General features: G+C 74.9%; 10 protein-coding genes. 3 read left to right on the top strand and 7 right to left on the bottom strand.

Features of this window, described 5'->3' with window-relative positions; genetic code table 11:
* Both ACLQ2V_RS22930 and ACLQ2V_RS22925 read right to left on the bottom strand, forming a co-directional pair.
* Positions 1 to 736: zf-HC2 domain-containing protein (locus tag ACLQ2V_RS22930; RefSeq protein ID WP_425720615.1), on the bottom strand; the 736-nt coding region annotated here is incomplete at its 3' end.
* Between the two features lie 79 nt (positions 737 to 815).
* Entirely contained in the window at positions 816 to 1,547 is a 732-nt protein-coding gene (locus tag ACLQ2V_RS22925; RefSeq protein WP_425720614.1) for an alpha/beta hydrolase, read from the bottom strand.
* A gap of 258 nt (positions 1,548 to 1,805) precedes the next feature.
* On the opposite strand from ACLQ2V_RS22925, the gene ACLQ2V_RS22920 reads away from it, so the two are divergent.
* On the top strand, positions 1,806 to 2,822 hold the full coding sequence (locus ACLQ2V_RS22920) for a methyltransferase (protein ID WP_425720613.1): 1,017 nt from the start codon (positions 1,806 to 1,808) through the stop codon (positions 2,820 to 2,822).
* Between the two features lie 56 nt (positions 2,823 to 2,878).
* Here ACLQ2V_RS22920 and ACLQ2V_RS22915 read toward each other — a convergent pair whose 3' ends face one another.
* From ACLQ2V_RS22915 to ACLQ2V_RS22900, 4 genes are all read right to left on the bottom strand, one after another.
* A complete protein-coding gene (locus ACLQ2V_RS22915) occupies positions 2,879 to 3,910 on the bottom strand; it encodes a methyltransferase (RefSeq protein ID WP_425720612.1) in 1,032 nt (343 codons plus the stop codon).
* Positions 3,907 to 5,085: an aminotransferase class V-fold PLP-dependent enzyme gene (locus ACLQ2V_RS22910; protein WP_425720611.1), complete on the bottom strand. Its 1,179-nt coding sequence runs from the start codon at positions 5,083 to 5,085 to the stop codon at positions 3,907 to 3,909. Before ACLQ2V_RS22910 ends, ACLQ2V_RS22915 begins: the two co-directional genes overlap by 4 nt.
* Positions 5,082 to 6,350 (bottom strand): tryptophan 2,3-dioxygenase family protein, encoded by a 1,269-nt coding sequence (locus tag ACLQ2V_RS22905; protein WP_425720610.1) that lies wholly within the window; start codon positions 6,348 to 6,350, stop codon positions 5,082 to 5,084. The genes ACLQ2V_RS22910 and ACLQ2V_RS22905 overlap by 4 nt, the downstream gene beginning before the upstream one ends.
* Before the next feature lie 67 nt (positions 6,351 to 6,417).
* Entirely contained in the window at positions 6,418 to 7,122 is a 705-nt protein-coding gene (locus ACLQ2V_RS22900) for a tryptophan 2,3-dioxygenase family protein (protein WP_425720609.1), read from the bottom strand.
* A gap of 297 nt (positions 7,123 to 7,419) precedes the next feature.
* Here ACLQ2V_RS22900 and ACLQ2V_RS22895 point away from each other — a divergent pair, with 297 nt between their 5' ends.
* Positions 7,420 to 8,361, top strand: a complete 942-nt coding sequence (locus tag ACLQ2V_RS22895) for a YegS/Rv2252/BmrU family lipid kinase (RefSeq protein ID WP_425720608.1) — start codon at positions 7,420 to 7,422, stop codon at positions 8,359 to 8,361.
* 40 nt (positions 8,362 to 8,401) lie between these two features.
* Here ACLQ2V_RS22895 and ACLQ2V_RS22890 read toward each other — a convergent pair whose 3' ends face one another.
* Positions 8,402 to 9,163 (bottom strand): HAD family hydrolase, encoded by a 762-nt coding sequence (locus ACLQ2V_RS22890; protein ID WP_425720607.1) that lies wholly within the window; start codon positions 9,161 to 9,163, stop codon positions 8,402 to 8,404.
* Positions 9,164 to 9,250: 87 nt separating this feature from the next.
* On the opposite strand from ACLQ2V_RS22890, the gene ACLQ2V_RS22885 reads away from it, so the two are divergent.
* Positions 9,251 to 12,046: a DEAD/DEAH box helicase gene (locus tag ACLQ2V_RS22885; protein ID WP_425720606.1), complete on the top strand. Its 2,796-nt coding sequence runs from the start codon at positions 9,251 to 9,253 to the stop codon at positions 12,044 to 12,046.
* Positions 12,047 to 12,049: the final 3 nt, after the last annotated feature.

Here is a 12,049-nt window from a genome sequence, read left to right as displayed (position 1 = left end):
TGTTTTTTTTATACGGGGGGGGGGGGGGGGGGGCGCGCCCGCGGGGGGGGGGGGGGGGGGGGGGGCCGCCCCCCCCCCCCCCCCCCCCCCCCCGCGACGCCCGCGGGTGTCCCTGCCCCGGCGTCGGAGCGCCCGGCCGCAGCCCGGGCCGGGAGAGCAGCACGGTGATCACCCAGCCGAGCAGCAGGAACCCGTGGCTGATCAGCCGGGAGACGGCCACCTGACCGATGATCAGGTCGTTGACCGAGAGCAGCACCAGGGTCGCGACGAAGGCGCTGAGCATCGGCAGCAGCCCGGCGGGCGGGAACCGACGCGCCGCCACGAAGAGGAACCCGGCGCCGACGGCGACGTTCCACGCCGCCGACTCGTGCCACAGGTGCTGCCCGGTGGCGTGCACGGCCGTCCCGGCCGCGCCCCGCCCGACCTGGGCCAACCCGAGCGCCAACTGCACGCCGCCCACCAGCCCCAGCACGGCCCGCAACCCGGCCACCAGCCGCACCCGCCAGGCGTCCGACCGCCGGCGACCGGGCCCGGCGGCGAGGATCGCCTCGGTCAGGTCCGGCACCGGCGGCACCACCCGGGTACGCGCCCGCCGGGTGACCGTCGTTGCCGCGTCGTACCAGGCCCGGCAGTCACCGCAGGTGATTAGGTGCCCCTCGGTCCCGACCCGCTCGGCGGGGGTCTCCTCCCCGTCCAGCCGGGCCGACAGCATCTCCCGCCACTGCTCACACCGCATGTACCGATAGTCGCTCCCCGGCGGTGCGTGGTTCCCGCCGGGCGGCGCGGCAGGTGGGTGCCGCGCCGCCCGCCCGCCCTCATCTCAGGTGCCGGGCGAAGAACCGGTTCCCGTCGTCCCCCTCGAACTGCGGGACGCCGGTGTGCCCGCCCATGTTGGCGTGCAGCGTCTTCTCGGCGGAGCCGAAGGCGTCGAACAGATCCAGGGCCACCTGCCGGTCGTTTCCTTCGTCGTCCCACTGCAGCAGGACCTGCAGCGGAATGGTGACCTGCCGGGCCTGCTCGAACATGGCACGGGGCACGACACTCCCGGCGAACAGCAGAGCGGCGCGGATGCGCGGCTCGACCACCGCCAGCCGGACGCCGATGGAGATCACCCCTCCCGAGTACCCGACCGGGCCGCCGATGCCGGGCAGCGCAAGGAGGGCGTCCAGGGCGGCCCGCCATTCCGGAACCGCCCTTTCGACCAGCGGGAGGACGAGCCGGTCGACGATGTCGTCGTCGACCGGCTCGCCGGCCTTCAGTGCCCGGCGCAGGTCGGCGCGGGCCTGCTCGGCGTCGGCGAGACGGGGCCGGTCACCGCTGCCGGGGAGCTCGATGGTGGCCGCGGCGAAGCCCTCCACCGCGCCGTATCGGGCCCGGGCCACCAGCCGGGGGTACATCTGGTGCAGTCCGCCGGGGTGGCCGAGCAGGATCAGCGGGGCCGGTGCGGACGCGCAGTCGGGCGTCCACAGGATGCCGGGGACCTCGCCGAGGCGGAATTCGCGCTCGAGGAGACCGTCGTCGAGGTGCCGTTCGGAGGTGAAGCGCATGGTCGTGCCTTTCGGGAGCTGGTGAGCGGCGCTCCCGGACGACCTATCGCCCGACCGTGACCCCGCAGGGGAGCACCCACGTCGATACTGCGTTCACGGGTACCACCTCCTCGTTGCGCCGGCACGGCCTGCGGAAGGTAGCAGTCGGCGCGGTGGCCCGCGACCGGGTTTTCCGCGCCGGCCCGTGGCCGGCCACCGCCGGCCGACACGCCGCTCGACCACTGTGGATGGTCGTACCGGATGTGATCTCATGTCCGAATGATCACTCCCACCCCTCTCATGCGCCTCGTCGCCGGCGTCTGGGGCTTCAAGACCCTCGCCGTCGGCGTGGAGCTCGGCCTGTTCACCCGCCTCGCCGACGGGCGGACGATCACCGTGGCCGAGGCGGCCGACGAGTTCGGCCTCGAGGAGCGCCCGGCGGACCTGCTGCTGGCGGCGAGCGCGTCGCTGGGGCTGCTGGAACGCGCCGGCGACGGCTACCGCAACTCCGCCCTGGCCGAGCAGTTCCTGGTCGAGGGGCGCCCGTACTACTTCGGCGCGCAGGTGCGCTACTCCGACCTGCGCACCTACCTGCCCTGGCACCGGGTGGGGGAGGCGCTGCGGAGCAACCGGCCGCTGACCTGGGACCCGCAGACCCAGCAGTCGATGTTCGACACCACCGACCCGGCGATGGTGGCCGAGTTCTGGGACGCCATGTTCTCCACCTCCAGCTTCACCGCCCGCGCGCTGGCCGACGCGTACGACTTCGGCGCGCACCGCCGGCTGCTCGACGTCGGCGGCGGGGCGGGGGCCTTCCCCGTCGAGCTCTGCCGTCGCCTGCCCGAGCTGGGCGCGACGATCTTCGACCTGCCGCACGTCTGCGCCAAGGCCGAGCAGCGCATCGCGGCCGAGGGCCTGAGCGGGCGGATCGGCACCGTCGGCGGCGACTTCCTGGCCGACCCGGCGCTGCCGCCGGGCCACGACGTGATCCTGCTCAGCATGATCCTGCACGACTGGGACGAGCCGACGAACCGGGCGCTGCTGGCCAAGTGCCACGCCGCGCTGCCCCCCGGCGGGGCGGTCGTCGTCTGCGAGTTGCTGCTCAACGACGAGCGCACCGGCCCGCCGGAGGCGGCCCTGATGGGGATGAACATGCTGATCGAGACCGAGGGCGGGCGGAACTACTCCCGGGCGGAGTACGCGGCCTGGCTGACCGATGCGGGCTTCGTCGACGTCCGTACGGTGTGGTTCGACGCGCCGGGGGCCAACGGCGCGGTGATCGGCCGCCGGGCCTGACCCGCCGCCCTCGCCGGCCGGGCGCGGCCGGCCCCTCGGGCCCGCGCCCGGCCGGCTCACCCCCCGGTCGCCGGCTTGTACGCGGTCACCAGCTCCCAACCGCCGGGCAGCACCGCCACCTCGGTGAAGCCGGTCTCCTTGAGCAGGCCGGTGTAGAACTCGACCTCCCGCAGCCGGCTGACGCAGCTGTCGACGCCGATCAGGAAGTAGCTCCAGAAGAACTGCATGGCCAGCCGGTCCGGGGTGCGGAACTCCTCGCCGATCACCAGCAGGCCACCCGGGTCGAGGGCGGCGTACGCCTTCTCGACCAGCCGGCGGGCCACGTCGTTCGGCCAGTCGTGCAGCACCCGGACGAAGGCCATGGCGTCGTAGCCGCGGGGCAGCGGCTCGGCGAGGAAGTCACCGCCGACGAAACCGAGCCGGTCGGGGTGGCCGCTGCGGGCCCGCGTCGCCCGCACCAGCGGCGCCACCGCCGGCAGGTTGTAGACGTCGGCCCGCAGCCCGGGCGCGTCGTCGAGCACCCGCGCCGCGAGGGTGCCGTCGCCGCCGCCGACGTCGAGCAGGCGTCGCCGCTGCGGCCAGAGCCGCTGCGCGTGCCGGTGCAGCGTCTCGAGCACCGGGCCGAGACCGACGGCCATGCTGCGCTCGAAGGAGGCGGTCTGCTCGTCGTCGCGCGGCGGCCACGCGAAGTCGTCGTCGGTCATGCCGACCTCCCCGCGCAGGCTCTGCGCCAGCCGGCCGTGCAGCCGCCGCCACGGGTAGCGGTCCCGGTCCCGCTCGACGGAGTCCGGCCCGACGACCGCCGCCACGGCGTCGCGCAGCCCGGCCACGGCCCGGTAGCTGGCGGCGGTGATCTCGTCGCCGGCTTCGTCGCGGGTCACGAGGCCGAGGCTCTCCAGGCAGTCCAGGAACTTGTACAGCCGCAGCGGCAGGAACCCGAACCGCTCGGCGAGCTCGCCCAGGGGCGCCGGCCCCGGCTCCAGCGCGTCGAGCAGCCCCACGGCCAGCGCGGTCTCCAGCACGTCCATGGCCTTGGGCCCGTTGGCCAGCAGGCTCATCAGCGCCCGCGGCGACAGCGTGACGCTCACCGGCCCAGTTCCTCTTCCAGGGCGTCCATGAACGCGTCGACCTCGTCGAGGGTGTTGTAGACGTGCGGGCCGACCCGCAGGTAGCCCCGCCAACTGCAGATCACCTCCCGCGCGGCCAGCCGCCGCTTGACCGCCTCCCCGTCGGCGACGTCCAGGCAGACCACACCGCCGCGGCGGGCCGGCTCGGTGGGGCTGACCACCGTGATGCCGGCGGCCTCGGCCCGCTGGAGGATCCGGGCGGTCAACGTCAGCGAGTGCTCCCGGATCGCCGCGATCCCCACGCCGGTCAGCAGGTCCAGGCCGACCTGGGAGACCAGCGAGGTGAGCGGGAACGGGGTCCCCCCGGCGAACCGCTGGGCCCCGGCGGCCCAGCCGGTCGACGGCCGGAAGGTCAGCGCCCGGTCGCCGGCCTGCCAACCGGTGGCCGTCGGCTCCAGGGTCGCCACCAGGTCCGGGCGGACGTAGAGGAAGCCGGTGGCGATACCGCAGAGCCACTTGTGGGTGCCGCCGAGCACCACGTCGACGCCGAGCGCGGTCACGTCCAGCGGCATGATCCCGACGCTCTGGAAGGCGTCCACCACCACCAGGGCGCCCACCTCGTGCGCGCGGGCGACCAAGCGGGGCAGGTCGATGGTGGCCCCCGAGGAGAAACTGGCATGCGGCACGCAGACCAGCAGCGTCCGCTCGTCGACGCGTCGCTCGAGCGCGTCCTCGTCGAACCGTGGGCCGCCGGTGCCGACCACGTCGACGCGGGCCCCCCGGCGCCGCAGCGCGTTGAAGACGAACGGCACGGTCGGGAACTCCAGGTCGGTGATGACGACCCGGTCGCGGGGCGGGCGGTAGTCGAAGCAGGAGGCGACCCGGGTGAGCAGGGCGCTCAGGTTCGCGTCGGTGATCACGCTGCCGGGCGGCGCGCCGATGAACGCGGCCAGCGTGTCGGCGTACCGGTCGAGGCCCTCGTGCCAGCCCTGCCACACGTCGTCACGCCAGCTGCGCAGCGTCTCCCAGTAGCCGGTGAGCACCCGCTCGGCGTCGCGGGGCACCGCGCCCGTGGAGTTGTTGTTCAGATAGAGGCAGGTCTGCAGCAGGGGAAACTGGGCGCGCAGCGCGGCGTGCGCGGCGGCGTCGAGTCCCCTCGGCACACCGGCCGCCGGTGTCGGTTCGGGTGCGCTCATTCGGGGCAGCCTCCAGTCGGTTCGGCCGCCGACGGGTCCGGCTCGTCGGCGACGGCGGTGAAGACCGGGATCGCGCGGACCCCGGCCAGGTAGGGGGTCCCCTCGGTGTATCCGGTGCCGGGCTGCGCGCCGAGCATCCGGACCGCCAGCCGGTGGTGGGTGCGACGCCACTGCAGCACCGCCGAGGCGAACTCGCGCATCCGCCGCCGCACCAGGTCGCGCTCCGGCCCGGCCAGCCGGCCGTCGCGGGCCGCCGCCGTGTAGGCCGCGTCGACGCAGGGCCGCCCGGCGCGCACCCGCTCGCGCACCTCCGGCACCGAGCGGTACGCGGGGGAGTCCAGCCGATCCCCCTCGGGGGTACGGCACAGCGACTCCATCGCCTTGTAGGAGCGGGACTGGATCGCGCTGGCCCCCTCGGTGTACGCGCGGAACGTGCGGAACGACTCCGCCTGCATCGTCGCCAGCATCGAGAACAGCGGCCCGGCGGTGACGAGCCGCTGCCGGGCGGACTCCAACCGCTCGGCCGCCGCCGGGCCCCGCCCGCCGGTGAGGTCGGCGATGGCGCCGCGCAGTTCGTCGGCGAGGGCCGCGAAGGTGCACTCGTACGCCTGCAGCACCCGGATGAACAGGTACTCGTCGTGCGACACGTACACGGGCAGCATGCTCAGCCGCAGCGCCCGCTCCTCCTCGGCGCTGCGGTCGGCGACGGCCAGGGCGTGCAGGGCGGCGACGGCCGCCGCCGGCTGCGGGTGCTCGACCGCCCCGGCCAGCCCCAGCCGGGAGAGCGCGGGGGCGACCGCGCGGAGGCCGTGCCGGTGGCGCTTGGCCACGGTCTGCGGCCCCGGGCGCTGCTCGGGCAGCAGCTCGGTGTCGCCGACGGCGGCGGCCGACTCGAAGGCCAGCGCGTCGGCGATCAGCCGGACCAGGAGCCGGTCGCGTTCCCGCCGGGCGGTGGCGAGGTCCCGCCCCGGGGCGTCGTCGCCGTCGTCGCAGGGCAGCCCGAGCAGGGTCAACCCCAGATAGCTGCGGTAGTCGTAGCGGTCGTCCCACTTGTCCAGCGCCACGTCGAGGAAGTCGCGCAGCAGCCGGGCGGGGCCGGCGTCGGCCACCGGCACGCCCAGGCGGGCCCGGATCCCGGCGAGCCGGGCGAGCAACTCGGTTGCGACGAAGTGTTTGCCGTTGCGGTGGAACTCCGCGGTCACCGGAAAGTAGGGAAAACTGTCGGGGTCGGCCCGACCGGACAGCCAGTTCGTCAGCTCGCGCACGAAAGCGCACCTCGAGTCACGATAATGGTGGACACGGGCGGTGGTGTTCCGGCGATGTGCGGAGCGGTCAGGAGGCGGCCACGTCGGCGGTCGCTGCGGCGGCGTTGCGGCGCAACCGCCACAGCTCGGGGAAGAACCGGTGGTCGATCAGGCGGACCAGCACGTTGGCCGGGCTGCCCGCGGTGCCGGCGACGCCGTGGCCGCCGATGCGGATGGCGACCTGGTAGTGGCGCACCCGCCACAGCGCGACCCGCTCGTCCCACTCCACCATCGCCTCGGCGAGCCGGTGCAGCGGCTCCGTCGGGTTGCGCGCGCGCAGCGCCGAGAGGTCGATCCGCTGCCGGGTGAGGTGGTCGGCGAAGGCCCGGCCGAGCCGGCGACTGGCGGACTGGACGTGTCGCCAGCCGGGCGACTCCGCGCCGGAGCCGTTGCCCAGCGCCGGTTGCATCGCCTGGAAGTCCTCCGGGGCCAGGTGACGGAACATCTCCAGTTGGTCGGTGACCAGCCGGATCCCCAGCGTCGCCCGGTCGAGCAGCGGCACCGCCGCCGCCGGATCGTCGGCGTCCAGCCGCGCGGCCGCCTCGGTCAGCTCGGCCGTCGCCAGCTTGAGCCACAGCTCCGCGGCCTGGTGCACCACCTGGAATAGCAGCTCGTCGCGGTGGACCACCTGTTCCGGGCGGCGCTGCAGGTCCAGCAGCGTCTCGAGGCGCATGTAACGCGCGTAATCCGTGGCACCGTCGCCGGGCAGCACAGGTGAGTGGTCCCGTTTCACGGAAATTAATCCCCTTAGATCGACGTAGGTGAAGATGTAACCGTGTCGAACGGATCGTGCGGCAGCCATTATTAAACGACCGATGGCGATGTGTCACCCCCGTCAGGGAATTGTCTGCCGGGTAGCGGAATGGGCCCCTCTCCACCCCTTTCAGGGGTAATTTCGAGCCAATATCACGCCCGCCTGACGCCGTCAACGCTCGGCACTCGCTCCGGTGCTCGGCGTGACCGTGGGCCCGCCGTCGGGCCGAGCTTCCGACCGGCCGGACGATGATCGTGCCGACCCCACGGCGGTACGGTGCTCGCCGTGACCGCCGATGCCCGCGCCCCCCGGGTCCCGCCCGCCGGGGGCCCCGTCGCCGTGCTGGCCAACCCAGGCGCCGGCCGGGGACGGCACCGCGAGGTGCTCCCCGAGGTGCTGCGGCGGCTGCGCGACACGCGCCGGCCGGTGCGCCTGCTGGCGGCCGACACCGCCGCGGCGGCCGAACAGGCGTGCCGGGCGGCCCTGGCCGACGGCATCGGCGCGCTGGTGGCGGTCGGCGGCGACGGGACGGTGCACCGCGCGGTGCAGGCCCTGGCCGGCACGCCGGTGCCCCTCGGCGTGGTGCCGGCCGGCACCGGCAACGACTTCGCGGCCGGCACCGGCTTCCCCGCCGACCCGCTCGCCGCCGCCGACGCGATCGCCGGGGCCCTGCGGGCCGACCGGAGCCGCGCGGTCGACCTGGCCCGGATGACCGGCCCGGCCGGGGCGACCCGCTGGTACGGCGGGGTGCTCGCCGCCGGGTTCGACGCGATCGTCAACGAGCGGGCCAACCGGATGCGCCGCCCGCGCGGTCCGCGCCGCTACGACCTGGCGATCCTGGTGGAGCTGGCCCGGCTGCGCCCTCGCCGGTACACGCTGCGCCTCGACGGTGAACCGCTGGAACTCGACGCGGTGCTGGTCGCCGTCGGCAACTGCGCCAGCTACGGCGGGGGGATGCGGGTCTGCCCCGCCGCTGACCCGACCGACGGGCTGCTCGACGTGGTGATCGGCGGCCGGTTCGACCGGCGGGCCCTGATCCGGGCCAGGCCGCGCATCTACCGGGGCACCCACGTCGAGCACCCGCTGGTGAGCAGCCACCGGGCCCGCACGGTGGAGTTGACCGCCGAGGGGATCACCACGTACGCCGACGGAGAGCGGGCCCTCGACCTGCCGGTCACGGTCACCGCCGTGCCGGGCGCCCTGCGCCTGCTGCGCTGACGGTGCCCGCCGGGCGGCCCGGTCGTGGGGCGGGGCCGACTCAGCCGGGCAGGACCAGGCCGAGCACCGAGCCCAGCCCGTTGCGCCGCCCCGGCTCCGTCTCCGGCAGCACCAGCGCCGCGCAGCCGGCCCGCACCGCGCCGGCGTCGGCCGGGGTGTCGCCGACCATCAACGTGCGCTCCGCGTCCACCCCGAGCAGCCCGCAGGCCCGCCAGAAGATCGCCGGGTCCGGCTTGCAGCGCCCCACCTCGTACGACAGGGCGTACGCGTCGATCAGCCCGGCGAGCCCCCAGGCGGCGAAGAACGGCCGGATGTCGAAGCCGATGTTGCTGACCACCCCCACCTTCACCCCGGCGGCGCGCAGCGCCGTCAGGGTCGGCGCGGCGTCCGGGTACGGCACCCAGCCCTCGGCCGTCAACACCCGCTCGTAGAGCGCCTCGGCGAGGCCGTCGATCCCGGCGTCCACCGTCGCCGCCAGCCCCGTGTACGCCCCCCGGTGGGCGTGCGGGTAGAGGTCCCGGTCGGCCCAGAGCTCGGCCAGCCCCGGCGGCACCCGGGCAGGCAGCGGCCCGCCCGCCCGACCGGCCGTGAGCAGCCGGTCGGCCAGCCCGGTGGCCCGCGCCCGGTCCAGGCTCACCCCGCAGGCCGCCGCGGCGGCCAGCACCCACTCCCGCGGCTCCTCCACCTGGGCGAGGGTGCCGTGGAAGTCGAACAGCACCGCCTCCACGGGCCGCCGGGACGCCCCGGTGGCATCGACCTCGCTCGGGGAACTCGGACGGGTCGGTTCGGCATGATCCGGCACGCCGTGCACCCTACCCACCGCCCCGGAGCCCGATGTCGCCACGGCCTTGCCGGGTGGTCCCGACCGGCACGCACTAATCTTGGGAGCATGTCGAGTCCCGCCGAGCGGTACGCCGCGGCCCGCCGCCGGGCCACGCAGGCCGCACAGTTCCCGGCCCTGGACGAGTTCGCCCTCGACCTGGGATTCGATCTCGACGACTTCCAACGGGAGGCGTGCGAGGCCCTGGAGCGGGGCAGCGGGGTGCTGGTCTGCGCCCCCACCGGCGCGGGCAAGACGGTGGTCGGCGAGTTCGCCGTACACCTGGCCCTGCGTGGCGTGCCCGGCGCGGCGCCGGCGGCCGACGCGCCGCCACCGGCGCGGCGCAAGTGCTTCTACACCACCCCGATCAAGGCGCTGTCCAACCAGAAGTACCACGACCTGGTGGATCGCTACGGCGCCGACCAGGTCGGCCTGCTCACCGGCGACAACGCGATCAACGGTGACGCCCCGGTGGTGGTGATGACCACCGAGGTGCTGCGCAACATGCTCTACGCCGGCTCGGCCACCCTCGCCGGCCTCGCCTACGTGGTGATGGACGAGGTGCACTACCTCGCCGACCGGTTCCGCGGCGGCGTCTGGGAGGAGGTGATCATCCACCTGCCGGCCTCGGTCACCCTGGTCTCGCTCTCCGCGACCGTCTCCAACGCCGAGGAGTTCGCCGACTGGCTGGTCACCGTGCGCGGCGAGACGGCGGTGGTGGTCAGCGAGCACCGGCCGGTGCCGCTGTGGCAGCACATGCTGGTCGGCAAGCGGATGTTCGACCTGTTCCACGACGCCGACGCCGCTCGCAAGCACGACGTGCACCCGGAGCTGCTGCGCTACACCCGCGACACGGTGCGCCGCCTGGAGTTGGGCGAGGGGCGCAGCGCGGGCCCCGGCGTCGGCCGGCGCGGCCCCCGCTGGCGTGGCCCGATGCGCCCGGAGATCGTCGAACGGCTCGACCGCGAAGGGCTGCTGCCGGCGATCCTGTTCATCTTCAGCCGGGCCGGCTGCGCCGCCGCCGTGCAGCAGTGCCTCGCCGCCGGGCTGCGGCTGACCTCGGCGGAGGAGCGGGCGGAGATCCGCCGGGTGGTGGAGAGCCGGGTCACCGCCATTCCCGGCGAGGACCTGACGGTCCTGGGCTACTGGGAGTGGCTCGACGGGTTGGAGCGCGGCCTGGCCTCCCACCACGCCGGCATGCTGCCGGTGTTCAAGGAGATCGTCGAGGAGCTCTTCGTCCGGGGCCTGGTCAAGGCGGTCTTCGCCACCGAGACCCTGGCCCTGGGCATCAACATGCCGGCCCGCTGCGTGGTGCTGGAGCGGCTGGTGAAGTTCAACGGCGAGGCCCACGTCGACCTCACCCCGGGGGAGTACACCCAGCTCACCGGCCGCGCCGGCCGCCGGGGCATCGACGTCGAGGGGCACGCGGTGGTGGTCTGGTCCCCCGAGACCGACCCCCGGCACGTGGCCGGGCTCGCCTCCACCCGCACCTACCCGCTGCGCTCCAGCTTCCGCCCGTCGTACAACATGGCCGTCAACCTGGTCGGCACCGTCGGCGCCCAGCCGGCGCGGGAGCTGCTGGAGTCGTCGTTCGCGCAGTTCCAGGCCGACCGGTCGGTGGTCGGCCTGGCCCGGCAGGTGCAGCGCAACACCGAGACCATCGAGGCGTACGCGGCGGAGGCCGCCTGCCACCAGGGTGACTTCGGCGAGTACTTCGCCCTGCGGGTGGCCATCGCCGACCGGGAACGCGCCATCGCCCGGCAGGGCCAGCAGCAGCGCAAGGCCGCCGCCGTGGAGTCGCTGGAGCGGCTGCGCGTCGGCGACGTCATCCGGGTCCCCGCCGGTCGCCGCGCCGGCCTCGCGGTCGTGCTCGACCCGGCCACCGGGGGCTTCGGTGAGCCCCGCCCGCTGGTGCTCACCCAGGACCGCTGGGCCGGCCGGGTCAGCCCCGGCGACTTCACCACCCCGGCCGAGGTGCTGGCCCGCATCCGGGTGCCGAAGCACTTCAACCACCGCTCCCCGGGGGCCCGCCGCGACCTCGCCGCCGAGATCAGCGGCACGGGCCTGGACCGGCACGCCGGCCGCCGGGGCGGCCGCTCCCGGCAGGTCGCCGGCGAGGACCACGCGATCAGCCAGCTCCGCACCGAGCTGCGCCGCCACCCCTGCCACGCCTGCCCGGACCGCGAGGAGCACGCCCGCTGGGCCGAGCGCAGCCGCCGGCTCGAACGCGACACCGAGGAGCTGCGGCAGCGCGTCGCGGGACGGACCGGCTCGCTGGCCCGCACCTTCGACCGGATCGTGGCGCTGCTGACCGCGCGGGGCTACCTGGCGGCCGACGGCGCGGTCACCGACGCCGGGCGGATGCTGGGCCGGATCTGGACCGAGGCCGACCTGCTGGTCGCCGAGTGCCTGCGCCGGGGCGTCTGGGACGGGCTCTCCCCGGCGGAGCTGGCGTCCGCCGTCTCCGTGGTGGTCTTCGAGGCCCGCCGCGACGTCGACGAGCGGGCGTCGCTGCCGCGCGGGCCGGTCGCCGAGGCCGTCGACGAGACGCTGAAGCTCTGGGCGGAGATCGAGGCCGACGAGGCGGCCCGGGAGCTGGCGGTCACCCGCGAGCCGGACCTGGGCTTCGCCTGGCCGATCTACCGGTGGGCGCGCGGCGAGGTCCTGGCGAAGGTGCTGGCCAGCGGCCACCAGCTCGACGGGGAGATGCCCGCCGGCGACTTCGTCCGCTGGGCCCGCCAGGTGGTCGACCTGCTCGGCCAGCTCGCCGACTCCGGCGGGGCCTCGGTCGAGCTGCGGGGCACCGCCCGGCAGGCCATCGCCCTGGTCAACCGGGGCGTGCTGGCCTACCACGCCACGGCCTGACAG

This window comes from Micromonospora sp. DT233 (assembly GCF_049841815.1).
In the GTDB taxonomy this organism is placed as follows: domain Bacteria; phylum Actinomycetota; class Actinomycetes; order Mycobacteriales; family Micromonosporaceae; genus Micromonospora.
This window is presented reverse-complemented; position numbering and strand designations above follow the sequence as displayed.